Annotated in this window: 15 protein-coding genes; 11 read left to right on the forward strand and 4 right to left on the reverse strand. The window is 35.1% G+C overall.

The window, feature by feature from the left end; genetic code table 11:
- The first annotated feature begins 2 nt into the window (after window positions 1–2).
- The 8 genes from KF896_09830 (at window position 3) to KF896_09865 (ending at window position 13,705) form a co-directional block, all read left to right on the forward strand.
- The gene (locus KF896_09830; protein MBX3044006.1) at window positions 3–2,384 is read left to right on the forward strand and encodes a T9SS type A sorting domain-containing protein; all 2,382 of its coding nucleotides are present in this window, start codon (window positions 3–5) and stop codon (window positions 2,382–2,384) included.
- Between the two features lie 210 nt (window positions 2,385–2,594).
- The gene (locus KF896_09835) at window positions 2,595–4,529 is read left to right on the forward strand and encodes a TonB-dependent receptor (protein MBX3044007.1); all 1,935 of its coding nucleotides are present in this window, start codon (window positions 2,595–2,597) and stop codon (window positions 4,527–4,529) included.
- Between the two features lie 13 nt (window positions 4,530–4,542).
- A complete protein-coding gene (locus KF896_09840) occupies window positions 4,543–5,445 on the forward strand; it encodes a T9SS type A sorting domain-containing protein (GenBank protein MBX3044008.1) in 903 nt (300 codons plus the stop codon).
- Between the two features lie 218 nt (window positions 5,446–5,663).
- Window positions 5,664–7,631 carry an NADH-quinone oxidoreductase subunit L gene (gene nuoL / locus KF896_09845; GenBank protein MBX3044009.1) on the forward strand — a complete coding sequence of 656 codons (1,968 nt, stop codon included), beginning with the start codon at window positions 5,664–5,666 and terminating at the stop codon, window positions 7,629–7,631.
- A gap of 37 nt (window positions 7,632–7,668) precedes the next feature.
- Window positions 7,669–9,237, forward strand: coding sequence for an NADH-quinone oxidoreductase subunit M (locus KF896_09850; GenBank protein ID MBX3044010.1), 1,569 nt, complete (start codon window positions 7,669–7,671; stop codon window positions 9,235–9,237).
- A 33-nt stretch (window positions 9,238–9,270) separates the two neighbouring features.
- Window positions 9,271–10,755 carry an NADH-quinone oxidoreductase subunit N gene (locus KF896_09855; protein ID MBX3044011.1) on the forward strand — a complete coding sequence of 495 codons (1,485 nt, stop codon included), beginning with the start codon at window positions 9,271–9,273 and terminating at the stop codon, window positions 10,753–10,755.
- Between the two features lie 242 nt (window positions 10,756–10,997).
- Window positions 10,998–11,333, forward strand: a complete 336-nt coding sequence (locus KF896_09860) for a hypothetical protein (protein MBX3044012.1) — start codon at window positions 10,998–11,000, stop codon at window positions 11,331–11,333.
- Between the two features lie 65 nt (window positions 11,334–11,398).
- Entirely contained in the window at window positions 11,399–13,705 is a 2,307-nt protein-coding gene (locus KF896_09865; protein ID MBX3044013.1) for a TonB-dependent receptor, read from the forward strand.
- A gap of 233 nt (window positions 13,706–13,938) precedes the next feature.
- Here the strand turns inward: KF896_09865 and KF896_09870 are convergent, their stop codons facing one another.
- The 4 genes from KF896_09870 to KF896_09885 all read right to left on the reverse strand — a co-directional run bounded on the left by KF896_09870 (window position 13,939) and on the right by KF896_09885 (window position 22,828).
- Window positions 13,939–16,536, reverse strand: coding sequence for a hypothetical protein (locus KF896_09870; protein ID MBX3044014.1), 2,598 nt, complete (start codon window positions 16,534–16,536; stop codon window positions 13,939–13,941).
- A gap of 102 nt (window positions 16,537–16,638) precedes the next feature.
- Entirely contained in the window at window positions 16,639–18,300 is a 1,662-nt protein-coding gene (locus KF896_09875; protein ID MBX3044015.1) for a PP2C family protein-serine/threonine phosphatase, read from the reverse strand.
- Window positions 18,301–18,307: 7 nt separating this feature from the next.
- A complete protein-coding gene (locus KF896_09880; protein ID MBX3044016.1) occupies window positions 18,308–19,585 on the reverse strand; it encodes a hypothetical protein in 1,278 nt (425 codons plus the stop codon).
- A 3-nt stretch (window positions 19,586–19,588) separates the two neighbouring features.
- Window positions 19,589–22,828, reverse strand: coding sequence for a hypothetical protein (locus KF896_09885; protein ID MBX3044017.1), 3,240 nt, complete (start codon window positions 22,826–22,828; stop codon window positions 19,589–19,591).
- Between the two features lie 338 nt (window positions 22,829–23,166).
- On the opposite strand from KF896_09885, the gene KF896_09890 reads away from it, so the two are divergent.
- The 3 genes from KF896_09890 to KF896_09900 are packed head-to-tail and all read left to right on the forward strand — an operon-like array spanning window position 23,167 to window position 26,198.
- Window positions 23,167–24,522: a sodium:proton antiporter gene (locus tag KF896_09890; protein MBX3044018.1), complete on the forward strand. Its 1,356-nt coding sequence runs from the start codon at window positions 23,167–23,169 to the stop codon at window positions 24,520–24,522.
- 48 nt (window positions 24,523–24,570) lie between these two features.
- Entirely contained in the window at window positions 24,571–25,035 is a 465-nt protein-coding gene (locus KF896_09895) for a nuclear transport factor 2 family protein (protein ID MBX3044019.1), read from the forward strand.
- A gap of 38 nt (window positions 25,036–25,073) precedes the next feature.
- On the forward strand, window positions 25,074–26,198 hold the full coding sequence (locus tag KF896_09900) for a glycosyltransferase (protein ID MBX3044020.1): 1,125 nt from the start codon (window positions 25,074–25,076) through the stop codon (window positions 26,196–26,198).
- Window positions 26,199–26,341: the final 143 nt, after the last annotated feature.

The following is a 26,341-nucleotide window of genomic DNA, read 5'->3' on the forward strand; positions in this document are numbered from 1 at the left end:
GCATGAAAAGGTTTTTAATAACATTGTTTCTTGCATTAGTATTGACTTGTACAAGTGTATTTTCTATTGATACTCATGTATATGAGTCTTATGATGTTTTTAACGTTGGTAAATCACCACTCAAAATCATAAAACTTCCCGGCTCTGAAAGTATTCATATTTTCTGTGCAGGTGAGGATTTGAATTACGATGATGAGTATCAGGAAGGCGAAGAACTGCCATCATGGTGGATAATGGATAATCCGAATGTTGCTCCACGTAAAGTGTTAGATTTTGACAAATTTTTAAAATACAGACCATTCAGACCGGCTCTTGACAATGCAACAAATACCCTCTATGTACCCATGATTGGGAAAATTATTGCTTTAGACCTTGAAGGTGAAGCAGTCGAAGATGACTTGGTTGCTGAAATTGATGCTCAAAGCATTTCTTTTGCAGGCGGACATTTGCTTATAACAGTTAGTCCCGGAATGAACGAGAAAGGAAGACTTGATGTACTGAATGTCTCAACCGGTCAGATATTACAAACAGTTGAAGGTGGTATAAATATTCTTGATTGCATATATTATCCCGGTCCTGGCGGAATTAGTATTGCGTTATTAAATCAAGGTGAATTCGGTACCGATAATTCTACTGTAATGTATGGTTCAATCAACCACATGTTCGACTTCCAACTTGATGAGGAAGTTGTTGTTGGTGATGCCGCTAATCACATCCTTCATCATAATGGTAAACTTTATGTTGCAGTCAATATGTCTCACTGGATTAAAGTAATTGATGTTGTTTCAGGAGAAATTGAAACATGGCATACAGGTACTACAGGCTGGGACGGACCACGCGAATCAGTTGTCAGAGGCGATAGACTGTTTGTTACTACTTATAGTGGTGATGTTCGTGAATTTGACCTTGAAACAGGTGTACTGATTAACTTATACGAATCAGGTTATGGTGATAAAATAGAAAATATGTCATTTTATAATGATGATATTTTCTTCAGTGCCAATCCCTATGATTTTATGTATTCCCCTTCCAATATGCTTTATATGTGGGGGAAGGAGGAAAATGAACTTTCCGAGATGCTTAAGAAAATTGAAGTAGGCACTGCTCCAATTGGACTGCTAAACGATACAGATTATTTACATGTATTTTGTATGGGTGACGAAGATATAAATGAAGCACCATCATGGTGGACTATTTCAATGGCTGGCAATGAATTTGTCAGCGAAAAAAGATATGAGTTCAATCACGGTGATTTGAAATTCCCATTTAAACCGGCTTTTAGTGCTCAAACAAGAACATTATTTATTGCAGGTAATGGAGTAATAAAATCTTATAATGTAGATGATTTTACTCTTGATGATGACATGGTTGCCGAGTTTGATGCCGTTGCTCTTGACATGGCAGGAACTCATCTTATGGCGGCTGTTCAGTATCCTGACAGAGCTGACTCTATTGTTGTTATCAATCTACAGACAAGTACAGTACTTCAAAAAGTGTCTGCAGGAAATATGGTTACTGATGTAAAGTATTACCCTATGTTTGTTGAAGGCAGTCAGCAACCGGTAATCAGTCTTGCAATCCTGACACACGAAGACGAAGGTGATGAAGACTATAGCGCCAAATTGCTCTATGGTCCAATCAGCCACATGGCAGATTTCTCGCTGGAAAATGAAGTTCCAGTTGGAAAAGGCGGTTTTTCACTTGCTTTACCATTCGTTAATAAAATTGCTGTTGCTTCATATATCTCCGGAGAAGTATATTTTGTAGATGCTCAAAATCACGAAGTATCAAGCATAGCTTTAGGAGCACAGATTCCTTACGGTCCGATGGCATTTGCTGCTTTACGCGGTATTGGAGTTCTTACCGGAACTAATTGGGGTGACTTGCGTCCAGTAACTTATGAAGAAATGGAAGAATTCGATATCACAATAGTTCGTTTGCAGCAATTTCTACCAATAGGAATTCCTATTTCATCTGTTGTTGCATCAGTTAACCCTGATCAGGGCAAGCTTTTTGTTGCTGCTACAGGTCCTGCTGATTATGATTTCGATTCTCCAAATTCATTTGTTTATATATTGACTGATGATGAAACTTCTGTCAGAGAATTTTCAAAAGGTGATATCGCAGGTATCAAAATTTATCCAAATCCGGCAATTGATTATTTTACAATTGAAGCACAGCTTCGTGAGAGTATTCATCCGACAGTAACATTTGAAATAATTTCTATGAATGGTAACAAAGTTGCATCTGTTGTAGTGCCTTCAGGTATGAATATTAGCCATACTTTTGATGCTCGTAGTCTTGGACTTGCTTCAGGAACTTATATTCTCAATATTGTAAGCGGTAAGGAAATTAAGGCTATGCCTTTCAATATTGTTAGATGATGAAATTATCTCTTTCTCATAAAAATAGGTGCTGTTTCATTAGTGATTATTTATAGTCATTCTGAATTGAAGGAGAAGAATCCGGAGAATTTAAGTTATTCTAAATTTGCTGGATTCTTCTCCTTGTTCAAAAAGACAAAATTGGTGAAATTTAATTATGAGACAGCATCTTTTTCTTTTTTTATATTAAGTTTCCAAAAGAAATTCCTTTTGTATTATAATGTTGCAATTTGTCTGTTTACTCTTAATATTGCTCATTCTCAGGAACATTCTTCCGGGGATACTTTGAAAAGGACTTTTCCTGAGGTTAAGGTAACAGCAACAAGAATTTTGAGCAATTCGCTTGCTGAATTTTCACCAAACACAATGATAAGTAAATCTGAAATTCAAAGACTCAGCCACAATCAAATATCCGAAGCAATGCTATATATGCCCGGACTTTTTATTAAGGATTACGGCGGGTTGGGTGGCATGAAAACAGTTTCGCTTCGAGGTACATCTGCTAATCAAACGCTGATTATGATTAATGGAATACGTCTAAATTCTAATCAAACCGGAATGACTGATTTGTCAAATATTCCGCTATCTTTTATTGGCAGTATGGAAATTGTCCGGTCGGGAGTTTCGGCTGTCTATGGCGGAAATGCTATAGGTGGAGTAGTCAATATTTTGCCAGATAATGAAAAGTCTGACAAAGCCTCATTCCTTGCAAGTTACGGAAGTTTTAACGAAAATTTTCTGGCTATTAACGCCGTAAAGAATTTCAATAAATTTAATTTAAATACTTCTATTGAATACAAACATTCAGATGGTAATTATCCAATTGATATGATAAACTTCGGCAACGAAATCACCGTCGGACGCTCAAATGCGATGTTTACAAATTACTCTGCAGCTATTAACGCTAATTATAATCTTAACAACACAAACATCAGTTTATACACTTTAGTATTTGACTCCAAACGTGGAGTTCCCGGTGCTGTTTTGCAAGGACAAATTGAGTCAAAAACAGCCACACTGAGTGAAAGAGGAGTATTAGTTTCAGCATCGTCGCAACATCAATTTAGCAAAAATCTGAGTTTGAATGCCGGACTCTCTGCCAGATATAATGACATGAATTATCAGGACAGAAATATGCTCGGCTTAGGTGGTAAGCCGCTTGATAATGACTTCATTTCAAATGAGTATAATTTTTCAACGACTTTAAAAAACGAATACAAAAAATCAACATCTCAAATTATCGTAGAAGCATTTCATTCATCACTAAAAGGTGATATGCTCCAACCCGGAATATCCACAAACCCGTTTCGTAATGGTTTTGCCACATCATTCATTTTCAGTGATATAATTGAAATTTTTGAAAACTGGGAAATCAATCACTCTGAAGCCATAAGACTGGACATATTCAGCGATAATTCGCCTGCTTATTCGCCTTTTATCGGACTGATTATTAACCCTGTAAATTCCGACTTTTTTGCTAAACTGAATGTATCTGCCAATTTCAGGATGCCAAATTTTAACGAATTATATTATCTTAATTATGGCACTGCTGATTTAAAACCCGAAAAATCAAAAAATTTCAATGCCGGTATCTGCTATAAGAGCGAAAATTTCAATTTTGAAATTAATGCTTTTGCAAATTTGACAGATGATTTAATAATTGCTGTACCAAGATCGCCTGCAGTCTGGTCAGCAAAAAATATTGGTAAAGCTCTGACTCAGGGTATTGAATTAGTCAGTGAGATTGAACCTGAAAAATATAATTTTAAAATTAATCTTAACTATACTTATCAATCAGCTCGCGAAATAACGGAAGGCTCAATAAATAATGGTAATTTACTTGTTTATGTACCACAAGAATTAATAAATGCCAATATTTATTATATTTTCCCCCTTGATTTTTCGTTTGCTGTAAATTTTAATTATACTTCATTCAGATATTCACTTCAGAGCAACGATATTTCATCTGTTTTGCCAGAATATTTCACATTGAATTTAAAAATATCAAAAAGTATAGTTTTCAGCAATTACAACATCAATCTTTTTACATCTGCTGATAATATTACGAATGAGCGATATTCTGTCGTCAGAAATTTTCCGATGCCGGGCAGATTATTTAGAATAGGAGCTTCTTTTGGAGTATAAAAAAAATATTATTATGAAAAAGTATTTTATATTTTATATATTGATTATATATGCATTAAGTATTAGAAACACTCAAGCGATTGAATCAGGTACGATTGATACTGTTTATTACTATTATCAGGGTGAAGGCGACCCTGCATTTGAGAACAACCCATATTTTCCGGACAATATCTTCGGATTGCCCTCAAGAAATGCCACAAGGACTTTACCAGAAAGTTCACCTGCTGAGATTGAGGCAATCGGAACAGGTGGTGAGATAATTGTTGGATTCAAGGGCAAAGTCTTACGAAATGGACAGGGTGCCGACTTCATAATTTTTGAAAATGCATTCATCAATCAGGTTACCGGTGGAATATTTGCCGAGCCTGGACTTGTGTCTGTAAGTCAGGACGGAATTCGTTTTATTGAATTTCCTTTTGACTCCCAAACGCTTGAAGGATTAGCCGGATTAAGTCCGACAAGAGGAGACAAAGATCCTTTCAATCCTGAAATTTCAGGAGGAGATGCTTTCGATTTGGAAGTTCTCAAGCTCGACTATATTAAATATATAAAAATTAAAGACACGACAAATATCATAAAGTCGCTTCCTCAAGGTCACAAATACAAAAATCCGGATTTTTTGCTGAATGGTTTTGATCTTGATGCTGTTGTTGGGCTTTATCTGGAAGATGAGCAGGCAGTATCAGTTAATGAAAAAACTCAAAAATTTAAAATTATTACAAACAGTAATTTTACCGAAATAATTTATCCGGGAATAATAAATAATATTTGCATTTTTAACATTTTAGGTGAAAGAATTGATGTATTAATTCGTAATAGACAATTTATTGACATTTCGAATTTATCATGCGGAGTTTATTTTATAGAAATTTCTACTGATAATGAAACCCTGTTTGATAAATTTGTAAAATTTTAAGAAAAATAAAAAAGAGAGTAGTTTAAAAATAGTTTTTTTCGATTTAATTATTGAAAATTGCTCAAACTTTCGTATTTTTCTTTTTTTTCTGGTTAAAATATCATTTTTTTAAAATAAGTTTAAAACAATATTTTTAATCTTAAGCAAAAAAAGTTATTTTTGCTAACTTGTAAACTGTAAAAATAAATTGAAATAAAGTAAAACCGTTAGGTAAAGATATGCATGAAATGATTTACTTAGTCCCATTGTTGCCATTAATTGGTTTTTTAATCCTGGGACTTTTCGGTAAGAAAATCAAAAATGAGGCTCTTATCGGAGGATTAGCCAGCACAACTGTTGGTATATCATTTATTATAACAGCACTAATATTCTTCGAATTATTGTCCTCCGGTACTTCGGAATCCGTTAAGTTGTTCACCTGGATTTCAGTTGGCAATTTTAATGTTGACTGGGCTTATCAGGTTGACCAGTTATCAGTTACGTTTGCCTTATTTATCACAGGTGTAAGCTTCCTGATACATGTATATTCAATTGGATATATGCACGGGGACAGAAGTTTTTACAGGTTCTTTGCTTATCTGAACCTGTTTGTTTTTATGATGTTAAATTTGGTTCTTGCAGATAATTACCTTCTAACCTTCCTGGGTTGGGAAGGTGTAGGCCTTGCATCGTATTTACTTATCGGATTCTGGTATGATGCAAAATTCCCGGGAGTTAGAATCACTTGGACAGGCGATGCAGGCATGAAAGCATTTGTTGTTAACAGAATAGGTGACTTTGGCTTTTTGATAGCAATGTTTCTTATTTTAGTTACTTTCAATACTTTAAATTATAACGAAGTATTTGATATCGCTTCCGCAAACTATAATGTTTATATGAATGCCGGCATAATTACTGCAATCACAATAATGATATTCCTTGGCTGCACCGGCAAATCAGCACAGCTTCCTTTGGCAGTATGGCTTCCTGATGCAATGGCAGGTCCGACATCAGTATCAGCTCTTATCCACGCCGCAACAATGGTTACGGCAGGCGTATTTTTAGTTGCAAGAAATTCTGCACTATTTGCTATGTCTGAAATAACAATGAGTGTGGTTGTCATCGTTGGAGCTCTTACCGCAATCCTTGCGGCATCAATCGGCTTGGTTCAAAATGATATTAAGAAAGTTTTAGCATATTCAACCGTAAGTCAGCTTGGATTTATGTTCGTAGCTTTGGGTGTAGGAGCATATTATATCGCTATCTTCCATGTAATTACACATGCATTTTTCAAAGGCTTGTTATTCCTTGGTTCTGGCTCTGTAATTCATGGTATGCACGGTGAGCAGGACATCAAACGTATGGGCGGATTGAAAAAATATATGCCTACGACTGCCAAAACCTTTTTTATCGGAACTATGGCTATTGCAGGTATTCCATTTTTCAGTGGCTTTATGTCGAAAGACGAAATTCTCTGGTATGCCTGGTCATCAAGTCATGGCGGCGGTTGGCTGGTTTGGGGAACTCTTGCTGTTGCTGCAATGTTTACAGCATTCTATATGTTCCGACTATATTATTTGACTTTCGAGGGCGAGGAAAGGTTTGACCACAAGAAAGTTCATCCTCACGAATCACCGAAGACCGTAACCTTTGCGCTCATAACTCTTGCAGTGCTTTCGACTATCGGTGGCTTGATGAATATTCCTCCTGCACTTGTTCCTTGGCTACATTCAGACCCACTTCTTAAAAGCTGGTTAAAGCCGATTTTTGCTAATGCGAATATGGTTTTGGGTGGTCATTCTCATCACGGTATTGAAATTATGATGTACGTGCTGATGATTATAGCAACTCTAGTTGCTTTCAGTATGTGGGCACTTGCTAAGAAATGGTACTCAGATCCACAGTGGGCTGCTCCGCGCAAACTCTCAAAGAGTTTTAACGGTATATATCAGGCACTTTGGAATAAATACTGGCTTGACGAAATTTTTTATGCTATGATAATTGACCCTATTAATAAATTATCTACATCTTTCTTCTGGAAATTCACTGATATTGGTATTATTGACGGCATTGTCAATGGCTCTGCCAAGTCAATTCAAATGCTCGGTAACAGAATAAAACTAATGCAAACAGGTATAGCTCAAAATTATGCTGTTGTGATGATAGCAGGTATTGTAGTGATTTTAGCCTGGGTAATGTTTTTATAATCCCTATTTTGTATAATTTGAACTGAAGCTTATAAATATGACAGCACTATTTTTAACTTTATTTTTGCCACTTGCAGGCGCTCTGTTTTTACTTTTTGTAAACAGGGACAAAGTTGGATTGTTGAAAAATTCAGCCCTTGGCGTTTCGCTGGTAACATTTTGTGTATCGCTTATTCTGTTTTTCGGATTTGATAATAATAACCCGGAATTTCAGTTTGTTTATGAAGCAGTCTGGATTACAGCATTTGATGCAGGCTTCAGAATTGGTGTTGACGGAATGTCACTTTTAATGGTGATGTTGACAACATTCATCACACCAATTGCGATACTATCTTCCTTTGATGCTATCCAAAAACGCGAAAAAGAATATTACATTATGGTTTTAATACTTCAGTTTGCAATGACAGGAGTATTTTTAGCCGCAGATTTATTCTTATTCTACATTTTCTGGGAATTAATCCTTATTCCGATGTATTTCATAATCGGTATTTGGGGCGGAAAGGAAAGACTTTATGCAGCAGTCAAATTTTTCCTTTTCACAGTTGTAGGTTCGCTCTTTATGTTGGTTGCGGTTGTTTGGCTGGGATTTTATGCCGGCACTGAACTGCTCTCAACCTCAACAGGATTCACTACTAATTACTTCCTGATAAAAGAAGTCGGCTCAAGAATTCCTGTTGATATTCAGGAATGGATGTTCCTTGCTTTTGCTTTATCATTTTTGATTAAAGTACCTTTATTCCCTCTGCATACATGGCTTCCTGACGCACACACCGAAGCGCCTACTCCCGGCTCAGTTATACTTGCCGGCGTGCTTTTGAAGATGGGTACATACGGTTTAATTCGATTCAATCTCGAAATATTCCCGACTGCATCAATGAATTATGCAAGCATCATCTCAACCCTTGCTGTAATTGGTATAATTTACGGTGCTCTTGTTGCTATGGTACAAACCGATATCAAACGTCTTGTGGCTTATTCATCTGTTTCTCACCTTGGGTTTGTAGTTCTCGGTATATTTTCCATGACTGCTGAAGGTCTTCAGGGCGGTATTATACAAATGGTTAACCACGGACTTTCGACCGGTATGCTTTTCCTTTGTGTGGGCATGCTCTATGAAAGAAGGCATACGCGCCTTATAAGTGAGTATGGCGGTATAGCACGGGTAATGCCTAATTTTGCAGTAATGTTTGCAATTGCAATGTTTGCATCGGTAGGTCTTCCGGGACTTAACGGATTTATTGGTGAATTCCTGACTCTGAAAGGTGCCTTTGATTCCAAAATACTTGGTTCTTATTGGTATACAATCTTTGGCGCTACAGGTGTGATTTTCGCTGCTGTTTATCTTTTGTGGATGTATCAGAGAGTGATGTTTGGAACTATTGATAATCCTGCAAACAGAAACCTTAAAGATTTATCAACAAAGGAATGGTCAATGCTTGTTCCTATCGTTGTGTTTATTGTGTGGATAGGTCTTTATCCTGCAACATTTTTAAATGTATCAGATACATATACAAAGAAGCTTGTTAATAAAATCGAAATTTTAAAATTTAATAAACCTGCTTTCGACTTGCCGTCAATTGCACCGGCTGAGCAGGATAATAACTAAAAATTGAATAAATAATATACGGGTATTATAAATATGACCAATGAAGTAGTTTACGGAATGCCTCTCTTGCTGATAATGGCGCTATCCGTAGTGATGTTATTAGTTGATGCTTTTACAGGAAAAAATAAAATAATCGCATATTATTTTTCTATTTTCTCACTGCTTGTTGTTGCTGCTTCTGCAGCTCTTACAATATCGCCTGATGTAGATCCGGGTTTTATCGAAACACCAATGAGCGGAACTTCAATGGTGTTTGGCGGATATGCAGCATTTTTTGATATTATATTCTGTGTTGCCGGTATATTGACAATCTTTGCCTCCAGACCATACCTAAAGCGTGAGTATGGCGAATATAAAGAGTATTACTCTCTGATTTTGTTTGCAATTACCGGTATGATGCTGATATCACATTCAAACAGTCTTCTTATGCTGTTTATTGGTATCGAACTAATGTCAATTGTATTTTATGTTTTATCCGGATTCATCAGAACAAGAGTTACGGCAGTCGAATCAGCATTGAAATATTTCCTGCTTGGCTCGTTTGCTTCCGGCTTTTTGCTATATGGAATGGCTTTGCTATACGGAGCTACAGGTACAATTGTGTTCCCTGAAATACTAAAAAGCATACTTTCCGGTAGTGCCGATATGACTTTTATCAGAGTTGGTTTTGCACTAATTCTAATAGGTCTTGCATTCAAAGCAGCAGCCTTCCCATTCCATCAATGGGCACCTGATGTCTATCATGGAGCACCTACAGTTTCGACTGCTTTTATGAGCACAGCCGGTAAAGCAGCGGCACTAATTGCTTTTATTATTGTTGCCAAAGCAATTATCCCAACAGATATTGCAGTCTCAAATATTACAGACGTAACTATTAAACTTGCTGATTTTACTGATACATCAAGAATGATTATTGCAATTATTGCAGCTCTTACTATGCTTATAGGCAATATCTCGGCTGTCGTTCAAAAGAATGTAAAAAGGATGCTTGCCTATTCATCAGTTGCTCATGCGGGCTACCTTATGATGGGTATCGTTGCAAATAATGAGAACGGCTGGAGTGGCATTATGTTCTATGCTACTGCATATATGTTTATGCAAATAGGCTCGTTTGTTATTGTGGGCGTAATCGAACGTAACAATGAACGTATGAATTTTGAGGATTATTCAGGACTTAGAAAGAATCATCCTTGGCTTGCGGCACTAATGGCAATATTTATGTTCTCTCTTGCTGGTATTCCTCCATTTGCAGGATTCCCGGGCAAGTATATGCTTTTTGTCGGAGCAGTTGAGTCAGGGTTTACATGGCTTACTATTGTTGCTGTTGTTTCAACTATTATCTCTATGTATTTCTATATAGGGCTTGTTCTTAATATGTATTTCAAGGATAATGACAATCCCTTTGTTGTCACCGACATTTCTTCAGCCAGAATAACACTTGCAATTTCAGTTATTTTTGTATTTCTGCTTGGAATTTTGCCCAACTCACTAATTGAGCTTGCTAAGCAATTGTTCTAATTTTTTAGAATTGATTTATTTTGTCAAGAAGGCTTCATATTGAGATTGAAGCCTTTTTTTTGAGAAAATGCTGATTATTTTTACAATTATCCAAAAATAATTTGTTTGTTTAAAAATTTATTGATATTTTTGTAGCATAATGATGGATTGATTCAAAAAAAACATCATCATCATTTAAAAAATATTTAGAGTAAGCTTAAAAGGCATTTGTGTTATTCAGATATTTACATATAGATAAGTTAGTGTCCCTGATATTGATATTCGGGTTTACGCTCTTATGTTATAATGAAGTCGCTAATTATCACGTGCATGTAACTGATGATGGAAAAATTGTTTCTCACTCACATCCTCATAAAAATTCCGACAATAAAAGCAGTGACGCTAATCACAATCATTCAAATATTCAGTTTGTTAATTTCGATAAACTCGGGCATCAATTTCTGAGTGCAACAAATATGTTGGTAGTAACAAATTTATTTGTTAATAACATATTGGAAATCTTTAAAACTGATGAATTTGGACACTGCAATACCGAATATCTTCTACTAAACCATTTTCGTGCCCCTCCGGAAAATTAATTAAAAATAGTTTTTATTTCAATTAATAACACTTTTTAATTAATTTATTTTTGGAGTTCAATATCATGAAAAGATATCACTTTATATATATATTTGTTTTTATTATGGCTAATTACTCAGCCTTTTCAAACAATATTTCAGGCACCGTTGTATGTAGTGGTCAATCTGGCCGTCCAATACCGGGTGCTACAATACGCGTTGAAAATACCGTTATTGGTACTTATGCAGATAAAAACGGTAATTTTACGCTCAAAAATATGCACAAAGACTACAATACATTACTAATTACAGCGGTTGGATATAAACCACAAGTTGTAAATACAAAAGAAATTTCTTTAGACAGTAATATTAAATTTACTGTATTTCTCGAAAAGACTGACATTTCTTCACCCGGAGTTGTTGTGACTGCAACCCGCTCCGAAAAATTATACGAAGATGTGCCAGTTAAAATATCAGTTCTTACTGATAAAATCTTTGAGGCAACTGTTTCGATGAATTTGAGAGACGGTCTTAGCTTCCAGCCCGGTTTAAGAATTGAAACAAATTGCCAGAACTGCGGTTTTTCTGAAATTCGTATGAATGGTTTAGAAGGTAAATATTCACAAGTACTTATAGATGGAAAACCGATTTATTCTTCCCTCAATGGTGTTTACGGTTTGGAGCAGATTCCAAGCAATATGATTGACAGGGTAGAAGTAATAAGAGGTGGAGGCTCAGCACTATATGGCGGGAATTCGATTGCTGGTGTTGTTAATATAATTACAAAAACACCTTCTGATAATTTCCTTAATGCCTCCGGATTTTACAGCACAATTGAAGGCACTGCGCCAGATGCCACTGTGCAACTAAATGGTGCTATTGTAAATTCGGAAGGGAATATGGGAGTCTATCTTTTTGGTATGAATCGGAATCGTGCAGAATGGGACGCTAATAATGACGGTTTTACAGAAGTCGGAAGACTTGATGTCTCGAATTTAGGTGGTTCTTTCTTTTACAAGCCTGACCATAAAAGTCGTTTAAATGTGCAATATCACGCTATATTCCACGAAATCAGGGGTGGTAATAATCTTGACTTGTTGCCCCATGAGGCTGACATAACAGAAATGACAAAACACACTACAAATATGCTTCAGGTTCAGTATGAAAGGTACCTGGGAAATGGTGGAAATAAATTGTCTGTTTATGCATCGGGGCAAATGACCAACAGAGAAAGTTATTACGGTGCAGAACAAGATCCAAATGCTTACGGTACAACTGATAATAGTACTATTGCAGGTGGAGTTCAGTATTCACATTTAATTGAAAAGTTTGCCGGTAATCATGTTATCACAGCCGGTTATGAGTTAAATAGCGACAAAATGATTGACCTTGCACCTGCATACAACAGAACAATTGACCAGCATGTTATCAGCCATGGTTTATATCTTCAGGACGATTGGGGAATAAGCGAAAAAGTATATTTTGTTTTTGGAAGCAGAATTGATAATCATAATTTAATAGACGGAATAATTTTTAGTCCAAGAGCTAACTTCATGTATAAGCCAAATGATAAACTAAGTCTAAGAACAAGCTATTCCACAGGTTTTCGTGCTCCGCAGGCATTTGACGAAGATTTGCATATTACTCAGGTCGGTGGCGAAGGTATGGTGATTCGTCTGGCTGAGGACTTGGAACCTGAGTATTCACAGAGTATATCTTTTTCGGCAGATTATAATCTTAAGCTTTTCGGTACTAATATTTCGATATCAAATGAGTATTTTTATACTAATTTACAAAATGTATTTATTTTGGAAGATGCCGGAAGAAATGAAAATGGTGATTTATTGATAGAAAGAAGAAATGGCGAAGCAGCGATGGTCTATGGCTCAACACTTGAGCTTATGACTACAGTAACTGATAATCTGAGCTTGAAAGGCGGTTTGACGTTGCAACGCTCTCTATATGCTCAACCTGTTGAGTGGGCTGTTTCTGAAGAAGGAGAATCTGCATATTCTGATTACATTATGCGAACACCCGACTTCTATGGCTTTTTTACAGCTCAGTATGCTCTGACTGAAAATCTTAATTTTGATTTGTCAGGGGTATATACCGGTCCGATGTGGGTTCCTCATTTTGCCGGTGGAATTGGCATTGATGGCAATGAACGTCCAGAAAACGAATTGAAAAGAAGCGACTCATTTATTGAAATTAATTCTATGATTTCATACAAATTGCCAAAACTTGGCAATTTAGAACTTCAGATTGGTGTTCAAAATATGTTGAATAGTTTCCAGAACGATTTTGATAGCGGCATAGGAAGGGATGCAGGTTATATTTATGGTCCGTCAAGACCGAGAACATTTTTAGTCGGATTGAAAACATCAATAAGATAATTTATTTTTTAATAAATACTCAATATAAAACAGACCGCTAATTATAGTAATTTCATTAAAATAATTGGCGGTTTTTTTATTATTTAAACTCATATTTTGTCCTATCTGCTCATAATACTTTATTTTTCACTATTACATTTAACTTTAGGATTATAAGAGAAATAACAAAAAAAAGCCGAAACATCTGCTTGAGTATTTCGGCTTGATAAAAAAAATTACTGATTATGTACTCATCAATAATTCGTAATCAAAATCGGCAAAGTTCTTATGATTCCGTTGTATTGCAATTTCAAAATATAGACACCATTTGGTAAAATGCCTGAATTAATAAAAATCGAGTTATCATAATTGCCAAAAAATTCACTCATTGTCGGGATTTTTCTATTTCCAAGCAGGTCAAAAATGTCAATTGAAGCACTATAGCCAATATTATCAGTTGAAACTCTAAGTTCAATATTGCCGGACTTAGAATCTAAATTAGCACTCATCATAAGTGATGTATTTTGTAATTTATCGGTATTTATGCCCGCCGGGTCAACACCTCTGCCTTTAAGGGTAATTGTTTTCTTGAAATTCAGAAAATCATTTGTTGTTATCTGTAAGGGAGTATATTTCATACCTTGAGTTCTGGGTTCAAATCTGAGTTTTAAAGTAATGCTCTCGCCTTCTTCCAAATTATACTTTCCATCGCTGCTTTGGGGTTCTACAGAAAGTAATTCAAACCTTTTCATTGTTGCAAGTAATAATTCGATATCATCAACGATTAATCCACTTTCGTTTGCAGGTGAAACTTCTAATTCAAGGTCTGCAAATTCTCCCAGCAGCACATCACCGAAATCTAATGTGTCTGAATCAATATTCAATGTAATTTCAGGAAGTTTGCCCGTTCTGAATTCCTGAATGAGATAACTGCCCCAATCATTTGGAAATGATTTAAATGAATTACCATTTATACTGAAGCGAAGGTAGCCACTTCTTAATCCTGCATTCTGATAAGCCCAGAATCCAAGTCCAAAGCCGGCAGTATTGACTATTGTGAACTTGAAGCAACCTTTAGGTAGTTCAATCTCATCGGCATATTCTCTGTCATTGAGTGTTGTATCACGAGAATATAGAATATTGCCATCCATATCCTCGAAATAATATTTGATAGGCGAACCAATCCCTAATACATTTGAATTCGGAGTTTTTAATTCCAAAGTAAATTTATCAGAATAAGTAGGAATATCAGGAGTGAATGTGACTGATTTAATATTGTTATAAGTATTATCATCAGAGCTTCCATTTACTTTTACAATTTCAGCAGAGAAAGTATGCTGAGATTTGCCTGCTTCAATAATAATATCAGAAAGTTCAATTTCCCTTTCGTCCATAAATTTCAATGGACTATCTAATTTAACTTCTAATACTAAAAAACTTTCATTAAATCCATACTCAATTTCAACTGAATTAATATCTTCTTTGCCCACATTCTGAATTTTAATTACAGGCTTCGAGCAAACGGGATTATATCTGTTGTAAATTCTATCGTCATTAGGTGAAATAATTTCCGTAATCCTGGCATCTGAATTATGATTTATGTCGCCATAGGTAATAAGAAATCCCGCTATTACCCAATTAGGCTTAGTATTGCTTCCACCTGCCCATTGCAGGTCATAATATTCCATATCATAATCAATTTTGTGAGTGCCGCCCGGAGTAATATATGGCGTCAGTTCGTAGTGATATGGTCTGACTTCGGCTCCGGGACACCAGTTGCTTCGGTCGAAAATCCATGTTCCACCCTGAGGATAAACCGGAATGTTTCCGCAATTTCGCCAGACATATTGCTGATATCTTATAACATCATCAATTTTTGCCATTCCAAGTTTACGACAAAATTCAGCACAATTATCTGAAGTACCTCCAAAACCATGTCCTGATTGAACAACTCTCATTACAGCGGTTTTCTCAGTTTCAGAGAAAGTATATTCAACAGGTGCTACTTTATCCTCAAAATGTTTATCATATGTAATACCGTAAAAACTCCACAACCTTTTCAAATTAATAACATCTCTTGGAGGAGTGCCTTCTATAAATTCAAATGTGAGTTCCAAATCTTCCTGATCATTTTGGTCATAGGGGTCACCCCATCCGCCATTTGGAGAAGCGAGATAGACTCTTCCTGTTAGAAGAGGTGCGAAATCTGTAACATCAAGAGTCCAGGTTACACCATCGCCAAGATTTAAGCTGTTGCCATAAGGTGTAATATATCTGAAAATTTCCCACCTGTCACTAAATGTAATATCGTTATTGTAATTTACTCTGATTTTAGTCAGATTGATCACTTCATCCGGCTCGACAAGTGAGGAATCAATTGCTTTGCCTGAATTATCAAACGAATAATTGTCATAATAAGTGGGCCAAACCCTGAAGGAATCAGTAAGCTTGGTTGGATTTTCTGTATCAGAATATAGTTCAAGCAAAATAGATTCTTTGGGTGTTTTAACGATTTGATTATCAACCCATGAAAAATTCCATGATGTATCTTTCATATAAGCAAGAGTTTCAACGACTTTCTTATCGGCTCTGAAACTTGGAGCATACCATTCATGAAGGAATATATAGGAAAGATAATCCCATTCGCCGCACTGCTTGCCGGGAGGACATCGAAGTTTGTAGTGCAACAGGATTTGCTGGTATTTCTTATCTTGCGATGGGAAGTCGTACCATCCGGCACGCCGCTCCTGAAACTCAATTGTCCGAACGATTGTTTTATCTCCGGGGGCGGAAAAGAGATTTATGGAATAAGCAAAGATTCCAATCAAAGTTATCAGTATTAATCTTTTCATAATTATTTTTTAAATATGTTGTTTAATAATATGTAAAATTAGCAAATATTTGTTAATTTTGCAATTAAAATTTTACAATTTGTATCTCAGTCGAGTGTAATATTATTTAAAATCAATTTTTATAAATGAAAAATCATCATCAAGTTCAGTCTTATTACTGATTTTAGTGGCATTATCATAAAGTGATTTGATGCTATTCTTATTTTTGAATATTCTTGACTGTACATCAAAAGCGAAATCATAAAAAGTATTCATCTCACCCTGCGATTTTTCAACTTCAAAAGCGCCATCCGAGAATAACACCAAGCTGCTTGAAGATTTGATCTCGACCTGAGTAGATGAATATTCCAAATCAGGAACTGCACCTATAAATATATCCTGAGCAGCAAGTTCAGAATATTTAACACCTTCAAAAAGGAGCATCGGCGGATGGCCGGCTGAGGAATAATTCAGTATTCTTGTGCTTTTGTTATAAACTCCATAGAAAATAGTAAAGTACATACCATTGTACTTGCTCATTTGAAATAGCTTGTTAAGTTTGGTTAGTACTTCACCCGGCTTTGCGAAATCAATATCCGGAAGTGCTTTATTATTAAGAATATTCAGAACCTGAACTGAGTGCAACGCCGCTCCAACACCGTGCCCGCTAACGTCAATTATATAAATTGAGTAATTATTGTCATCAATACTTCTATATCCAAAAGAATCACCACCCAGTTGCGATGAAGGTATAAATACCCATTCGCTTTTTATATTATCCATATTTAATGGCTCAGGAAGAAGCGAATAAATATATTTTGAAGCAGTATCAAGCTCTTTTCTTATAATTCTGAGTAACTTTTGCTGCTCTATATTTGCAACTTTGAGATGTTTGTTTATGCGCTCAAGTTCAACATTTACTTTGCCAAGTTCAATATTGAATTTTTTCTTTTGTTTATAACTTATATAAAAGAAAACAGCCACAAGAATTACTATTACTGCAATTGCTGAAATAAAATATATCAGCCTGATTAGTGCTGTATATTCTGCTTCTCTTGCACGCAAATCAGCTGAAAGAATTGAATTGCGTGCTTTTAGTCTGTCATTTATTTGCTCGATTTCAATATTTCTTGCTCTTAAACTGTCAATTTCGTCATAAAACATATCAATTTTTTCAAGTCCTTTTCCAGAACGGCGTGACTCCTCAATAGCTGATAGCAGAGTATCAATTCTATTTTTATTCCGGTCAATCTCGGCTTCGTTATTTTTTATTGTTTTTAAATTGGCATTAATTAATATACTATCAGAATATTCATCGAAACCTGACTTTGATATTTTTGCGACGATATCCTGTTTTTCTCTTTTGGAAAGTTCTTCGCTCAAACTATCTGCTATATCCGATACTCTTAATATTTGTGGTAGCCTTGAACTTTCAGGAATTCCGGGAGGCTCCAAAAATATAGTATCAATTTTGGGGTCATGTGATTTTGAGTCGCTTTTAAGCACATCTACTTCGTCTTTTAACTGTCTGAGAGCTTTATAAAAAGGCTCGTTAGATTTGAGCTCGATTATGTATTCTCCTCTGTTTTTTCCGCTTGAGTATGATAAATATGTATAATCCGTATTAATATCCGAACCGAAGATAATTGATATATTTTCTGATGTCTTAACGGTTTCTTTTTGTCCGACTTTGTTGAATAAAATCAGCCTCATTTCGCCCAACTCATCCTGAGCTGATAAATTTGCAAAGATAATAAATAAGAGTATAGTTATAATATATTTCATTATGGATTTACCTATTGCATATTATTCGGGAATTGAGAATTAAATCAGACTGCATTATTTTAGCATTGTAATCAAATGCTTCAAGATGATTATCGAAGCAATCGGATGTAATTCGGTAGAAAATCTCGCCCATATAGGGCTCCTTATATTCAGTCATTATGATATTTGTATAGCCGGCATTCGTTATGTAATTTTTTACTTTAACTGCTTCAGACCTGTTACTTGTGCTTATAAACTGCACTATATAGCACTTGCATATCTCACCATATTTTTGGTTCTCCTCTTTGATTTGCATATCAAATTCTTCTCTAAGCAATTCCATTTTTTTAGCAGAAGCTTCATTTATACTGTCTCTTAATTTGATTTCGCGTGCTAAACTTTCGGCTTCGAGTTGCTTTTTGAGTAGTTCTGCTTCAAGTTCGGCTTGCCTGAGCTTTTGTTTTTCTTCACGCAGACGAATTTCCTCAAGTTCAAGCATTAATAAATCAGTATCTGATATTTCGGGTTCTTCAATAACTTCAAAAGATTTGTTTGAGAAAATCAGTGATACACCAATTCTTGCTGCATAATATTTCCAGTCGGTGTTCATTACAGTTTCTTTAAAAGTATATCTAAATCCAGCCTCAGGTCTTAATATCAATGAACGGTCTTTCTTTAAATTAAATTCATAGTATATATTAACCGGAATTGAAAATTGAACTTTACTAAGCTCGGGAATTTCACCTTCGAATTGATTTCTCACAGAAGAGCCTGTGCTATTTCCCTCAGCATCTGCAAAAGTTACTCTTCCGGCTGATGAGCTAACTGATTCAAATTGTATGAAATTTCCGGAAAAGTTAAAGTTTGTTCCAATTCCTGCGGAAATTCCGAAATTCTTCAAAAAATTCATTCTGAAAAGAGCGTCAAAATTAATAGAATATATATCAAAATCAATATGGTGTTCGAAATTTCCGGGAGTTGGGGTTCCATTAATTCCAAAGATTCTTGGCTCTTTGTGCTTAAAGCTGCCACTGTATATTTCCCCGCCAAGTCTTCCTTCGATGCCATATTCTCCAAAGGAATAATCGTAAATTCCACCAAAAAATGCTTGGTATCCGTCGGTTCTCTTAAATTCAGGACAGCAGTTCGGAATACCCTGAAATGCAGAAAAAGCAGAATTTCCACGAACTAAACCATAGCCAGCATAGACACCATATCGCTTGAATGAATTATTGCTGTCATTTGCTGATAAATTTAAGGAGGCTAAGATTATTAGTATTATGTTTATATGAACCAAATTCCTCACAACTTACCTCGCAATAATAATTTTTTGAACAGATTTACCACCATTGCTTTCAAGTACAAGCAAATAATCACCTGAAGAAAAATTATTCAATGGGTAAGAAAATTCACTTATTCCATCGCTTAGAAGTCCATTATAAATCTCTGCTTCTATTACACCCGCAGAATTAAGAAAGTATATTCTTCCATTTGCAGGCTCTGTTGCCCTTACAGCAAAGCTGATTTTATCAAGTGCAGGATTTGGGCTGAAGCTGATGATTGATGCAGACTGCATACTCGTGACAAGTCTTACTCCACCTTCATAACATAAATCAAGTAGTGAGAATTTTCCGGAATTAATAACAACATCTTTTTCAGGGAGTTCATTTATGAATATATTTTCAAACTCAAGATATGTACTTTCTGCATTTCCAAGCATTGCTGTAAACTCAAGTACCTTAATTATATCCTGATTGATATAATTTGTATCAAGTGTTATCTGAATATATCTTTTGCCATCAATGATTACGCCCTTGTCATCAGATAATGGATAGAGAAGAGAGGCATTGAATACAAGATTTGCCCTGATACTTCGGACATCTAATTCGTAAAATTTCAAATTTTTCAATAGCCTGACATTAATTCTAACTATTTCTCCATCTGTGGCTTCAGCATCATCAATTGATATAACAAGCTTATCTTCAAATTTTATATAGGCATATTCATCCGAAACTTCTGACTTGCAGCCCCATTCATTAACAACCTGAACAGTATAATAGCCATCCTGCTCAGGTCGTATTGACTGCTGAGTTGCACCTGATATAATATCACCATCCAAGTACCATTGATTTCCAATAGCAGCTGAGGAGATGAGCATTGAATCAATTTCTGTAATGACAGGTTTTTCAGGAGCCGGATTAATAATTACACTAAAAGAATTCGAATCACTGCAAGCAGAAATGCTTTGCTGCAAAATTTTCAATGAGCCACTTCCGGGATTACTCCAGACAATACTGACGGTGCTGTTGTTATCATTTCCGATGATTTCACCATTTTCTACTTCCCACTTGTAAGTAAAGCCGGATTTAAATTCAGTGCTGAAAACTGTCGTATCGCCTAAGCAAACGCTGTTTTCGCCTGTTATTTGAGGAATACTTCTTTCTAAAATTATCAGATTAGCAAGATTATCAATTCCTATATATTCAGGGGAAGTCGAGCGGATTCTAATCCTGTAATTAGTACCGAATGTAATATCAGAAGGTATTTTTGCTGAGATAATACCTGAATTTGTTGACTGAATTGTTCCAATTATTATTGTATTATCTACGAAACTTCCGCTTGAATTTGATAGTTCGGCTATGAAAAAATTATCACTCGAAAATTCAATATCAGAATCCAAAGTATAGTTAATAACGAACTCATAATCATTGCAAAAAATATTTTCATTTAAAGGGGAAATTTTAATTTTTGACAATGTTTGTAAATTTGTTCTGAATATTGCATCATAGAATGAATATGAATATATATCATTTTGTCTGGATGCAAATCCTCTTATCGGTTTATTGCCAAGTCCTTTACTAACATCCTCCCAGTTTGAACCATTATCCATAGAGATATAAACGCTGCTGTCAGTAGAGCAAAATACATAATTCCCAAATGTTCGCAAATCTATAATATTGGAATTACTCAAAGTGTTATCAGCTTTGAACCATGAAAAGCCATTGTTACCTGAAATATATACACCCTCAGAAGAAGTTGAAAGAAGGTTGTTTCCGCTTCGGATGATACGCTGCAAACCTGAGGTTGCGGGTAAATCCGAGAAAACCTTACTCCAGTTATTTCCCATATTTGTTGAACGGTATATACCATGATTTGTGACTGCTAAAAAATTATTTCCATCCTTGTAAAACCCTTGTATAACAGATTCATCAGGTAGTTGTCTTGTTGTCCAGGAATTCCCTGAATCTGTGGATATAAAAACACTGCCCGTAAAGACATTCCCTGCTGCAAAGATTTGGTTCCCTTCGATATACATATCAATTATAACATAGTCAGACAAACCCATACTTTGCCATGATTCACCCTTATCGGTTGATTTATGAAAACCTTGGCGGGTTGCTGCAATTACAGTTTCATTAAGAAAGCCAATCTTAAAAATTTGGAGGTATTCTTCAGAATTTTGCTTGGGGCTTTCTTTAAGCTGTTGCCAACCTAATCCTGAGTTGCCTGAATAGTAAATACCTGTTAATGCAGTTCCGGCATAAAAATCATTGCCTCTGAATGCAAGTGAGGTAATCATTAAATTATGTATATTATTGCTTTGAAATGTTTTCTGCCCGTTTGTAACATTAATTCTAATTATGCCATCAAAATATGTACCGGCAAAAACATAATTGCCTTCTAATGTAAGTGCAGGCGAAAGCATAAGCTTGTAATACATAGTTGTATCAAATACAGAATTCCACTTTAAACCCTCATCATTGGATACAAACACATTATAATCTATTGCGTTATCCTGTATTCTGTATGTGGAAACAGCAAAGTCTAAGCCTTTTTGGCTTGTATTGATTATATATCTGTTTTGAAAATCTTGTGGATTATAAAGTCTTAGAGTATCTTCGTAATCAAATTTTCTAAATATATTATAGTTGTATCCGCTGAAGCCAAGACTGTCATGAACACAAAAAAAGAGTGAATTATCATCTCTGAATAATTTGTAGAATTCCAGATTGGGAGAATTTGGAAAAGTAAGTCTGTTCCATTGCGTGCCATTTGGGCTGACTAAAAGGAAGCCATTAATATCAATAATATAAGTAGTCTCATTAACTTCGGCTATATCAATTACGTTCATATTGATTTCAGTCAATAAAGGAATCCATGTATCGCCTTGGTCGTTGGTTATATATATTCCGTCATCAGTGCAAAACGCTATTCCATTTCTGTATTTTTTGATATTATTTGTAAACAGAGGTTTTCCGCCGGTACCTGTACCATTTCGAATTTTGACCCATGAACTGCCGTTATCGGTGCTTTTAAAATAACCGTCCCGAATTGTAGCAGCATAAATTACAGAATTATCTGCAAATATAACTTGAGTTTCTCTTAAAGGATGATTTCTTGGTGAAGTTAACTGCCAGACATAATCAGGTGAAGTGCTTTTGTAAATTCCTGAATTTATGGCATTTGCATATATATTGCCATTAAAAGAAACAAGATTTTGTATATAACCACCTGATGGTGAACCCGCAGGAATCCATTGACTATGCAAATTTATAACTGAAAAAAAAAATAAAACACAAGTAAATAATATTTTACCTGAAAAGTAAAATTTATAAGCTGAATTCTTATCTGTTTTATTTCGCATAAATTAACATAATATAGTATGATAAAAACTTATAGACGATAGATAGTTTAAATTAGGATATTAAATTGTAAAAGTGGTATCACTGTCAAGTTTATTTCTCAGCAGAGTGATAAGTGATAAAATATAATGACACGATTATAACATCAATTGAGTAAATTATGATAAAAATATATTTTATTCATTGTAAACTGAAAAATAATTCATACTTTTGCTTTTTTAAAATTGATGAACATTTATAAGAAATGGAACATACTTACAGTTTGCCGGCGTATTCGATGTTGCCGTTTGTGCTTATGCTTGCCGCAATTGCTGCAATGCCTGTTTTTGCAAATCATTTTTGGGAAAGCAATCGCAATAAGTTGATTGTATCATTAGCGCTTGCAATACCAACATCTATATATTTAATATTTGTTGGTTATTCAGATCAAATCGAGCATATTTTATTATTTGATTATATACCTTTTATTATTTTACTTGGCTCCTTATTTGTCATCACAGGCGGAATACATATTAAGGGCGACATTGAAGCAACTCCAAAAAATAACATGATATTTCTGATGATTGGGGCGGTACTTGCATCATTTATGGGAACTACCGGAGCAGCAATGCTACTGATAAGACCGCTGTTGCAAACAAATTACGAAAGGAAACTGAAAGTTCATACGGTGCTTTTTTTCATAGCAATAGTAGCAAATTGCGGTGGACTCCTTACACCTCTTGGTGACCCGCCATTATTTATGATGTATTTGCGTGGTGCTGAGTTCTTTTGGTTTTTGAAGTTGTTTCCTGAGTGGCTGACCGCAAATATATTATTGCTTACAGTATATTATTTTGTAGATAAATATTTTTATAGTAAAGAATTGCCACAGGATATAATCTTTGATAAAACGAATATAAAGCCTATCAGAATTGTTGGAAAAAGAAATTTCATATTTTTAATTGGTGTTGTTATAGGAGTTGCTTTTATAAATGAAGGAACAGTTGATTTCATTCATAGTAATCATTATTTTTCATTTCTCAGGGAAGGATTTTTAATAGTTATGGCATCGCTGTCCTTATATACAACCGGAAATGAAATACGAAAAGCAAATAATTTCAGTTGGGCTCCAATTCTTGAAGTAGCTTATCTCTTTGTGGGAATATTTCTAACTATGATACCGGCTTTGGAATATTTGAAAGCACATGCTAACCAACTGGGCATTCAGACAGCCGGACAGTTTTATTATGCTACGGGTATATTAAGTTCGTTTTTAGACAATACTCCTACAGCTGTTACTTTTTATTATTTGGAACTTGGGCTTGTGGCAGTAAATCCTGAGCGGATTAACGGCACAATTGTTGCTGGTATTCCTCAGGAAATCATGATTGCTATTTCCACTGCAGCTGTGTTCTTTGGAGCAATGACATATATCGGTAACGGACCTAATTTTATGGTTAAAGCAATTGCCGAAGAGCAGGGAATCAAGATGCCTGATTTCTTCTCATATATGTTCAAGTTTTCGCTTATAGTTTTATTACCGATTCTGATATTAATTCAATTAATTTTTATAAATTATAATGAAACTTTTTCGACTTTTTTCAGTCTTATAAATAGATAGGTATTTAAATAAATTTGTATTGTAAATTAGGTTGTTTAAAAAAATAAAATGTTAAAATTATTAGTAATGTTCGGGACTCTTCTTGCTTTCATCTATGTTTTATCAGGAATTGAACAAAGTGAAATTAAACGAAGCGAGCCCCATTCTACAGTTCAGGAAAGAAAAATTGACGATAAACTGGCTGAGCCTGTCAAAATGCAGTTAGAAGCTTATAATAATAGAAGTATATCAGAATTTGTAAATTGCTTTTCTGATGATATTAAGCTTTTCAGATTGCAGACCGGCGAGCTGTTTTGTGATGGCAGGGATAATCTTATTGCTATATATGGCGATTTGTTCAACCTAAGTGAAAATCTGCATTGCGAAGTAGTAAGCAGAATCACCTGCGGTGATTTTGTAATTGATGAAGAGCATGTAGCAGGTCTTGTCGAAGGTGAGATTGTGCACGCAACAGCTATTTACGAAGTTCAGAATGGCAAAATTATTAAAGCATGGTTTATCAGAGGAAAATAATTGACGCTAAATTTTGTGATTATTCATAGAAAAGCAATATGCTGAATGTCCTTTATATAAGCCATTTTCCTGATTTAAAAATGGGTGGTCAGCAGAGTATGCTTGCTTTAATTAAAAATTTGGACAGAAGTCGCATCACTCCGTTTGCAATCTTGCCATCAGAAGGCGAACTAAAAGATGTTTTAACTGCATTAGATTGTAAATGTTTCATAGTTCCGCTACTTCCACTTAAACCAAAACATATATTTCAACAGATTAAAAATATTATTTCAATCAGAAATATCATTAAACAAAATAATATTCATATCGTTCATCCCGACCACGAGCGAGATTCCTTGATTGGTGGCTTAGCAAAGAAACTTACCAAAGCAAAAATGATTTGGCACGTCAGACTGACAAGAAAAGTAAAAACAGATAATTTGTCCGTGAAATTTTCGGACGGTATAATCGGAATTTCAAATGATGTAAAATATCGTTTTGAAAATTTTAAAGAAATTGATAGAAAATACCATACTATTTATAATGGAGTTGAGTGCGACACATTTGTTCCGCTTCATGACAAAAATCAAATTCGGAGTGAGCTAAATTTACCCGGAAATTGCTTTCTGATTAATTTTACAGGACAATTCAAGATAGGAAAAGGAATTTATGATATTATAGAAGCCGCAAAAATATTAAAATCAAGTAGTACTAATATTGATTTTAAATTTCTGCTTATCGGCACACCGTCAAGCGACGATTTTTATCGTGAAATGATTGATAAAATCAATGAATATGATTTGAAAAACAATTTCATAATACTTTCACAGCAAAGCAATATTCATAGATATATGCAGGCAAGCGACTTGCTTCTGCTTCCATCTCACGAGGGCACTGAAGGGATGGGGCGGGTTCTTTTTGAGGCAATGGCTTGCGCCACACCGGTTATTGCAACAAATGTGAAAGGTGTTAGAGAAGCTGTAACTAGCCAAACAGGAATCTTAGTTGGAGAGAAAAATCCTAAGGAGCTTGCAAGTGCAATTATTCAGTTTATGAATGACAGCGATTTGCTGAAATCTTTTGGAGAAGCAGGACGCAGAAGGGCGTTGGAAGTATTCGATATTAAAATTCATGCTCAAAATGTAATGAAATATTATTTTTTCATATTTGGTTTCGGTCATTAGTCTGATTGTTATGAAGATGGGTTTAATAACCATGAATAAATTATACTATGCACCATCATTCTGATTTTTTAAGGGATATACTAAAATAAATCAGAATCCAAATGAGACCTGTTTCTTCAACATCGTTTCTTATATTAAAGACT

Source organism: Ignavibacteriota bacterium (genome assembly GCA_019637995.1).
Classification (GTDB): domain Bacteria; phylum Bacteroidota; class Ignavibacteria; order Kapaibacteriales; family UBA2268; genus JANJTB01.

Excerpts from the sequence above, each read along its gene's own strand:
- KF896_09830 (MBX3044006.1), top strand. The coding sequence starts at position 3 with ATGAAAAGGTTTTTAATAACATTGTTTCTTGCATTAGTATTGACTTGT.
- KF896_09840 (MBX3044008.1), top strand. The coding sequence starts at position 4,543 with ATGAAAAAGTATTTTATATTTTATATATTGATTATATATGCATTAAGT.
- nuoL (MBX3044009.1), top strand. The coding sequence starts at position 5,664 with ATGCATGAAATGATTTACTTAGTCCCATTGTTGCCATTAATTGGTTTT.
- KF896_09850 (MBX3044010.1), top strand. The coding sequence starts at position 7,669 with ATGACAGCACTATTTTTAACTTTATTTTTGCCACTTGCAGGCGCTCTG.
- KF896_09855 (MBX3044011.1), top strand. The coding sequence starts at position 9,271 with ATGACCAATGAAGTAGTTTACGGAATGCCTCTCTTGCTGATAATGGCG.
- KF896_09865 (MBX3044013.1), top strand. The coding sequence starts at position 11,399 with ATGAAAAGATATCACTTTATATATATATTTGTTTTTATTATGGCTAAT.
- KF896_09870 (MBX3044014.1), bottom strand. The coding sequence starts at position 16,536 with ATGAAAAGATTAATACTGATAACTTTGATTGGAATCTTTGCTTATTCC.
- KF896_09875 (MBX3044015.1), bottom strand. The coding sequence starts at position 18,300 with ATGAAATATATTATAACTATACTCTTATTTATTATCTTTGCAAATTTA.
- KF896_09890 (MBX3044018.1), top strand. The coding sequence starts at position 23,167 with ATGGAACATACTTACAGTTTGCCGGCGTATTCGATGTTGCCGTTTGTG.
- KF896_09895 (MBX3044019.1), top strand. The coding sequence starts at position 24,571 with ATGTTAAAATTATTAGTAATGTTCGGGACTCTTCTTGCTTTCATCTAT.
- KF896_09900 (MBX3044020.1), top strand. The coding sequence starts at position 25,074 with ATGCTGAATGTCCTTTATATAAGCCATTTTCCTGATTTAAAAATGGGT.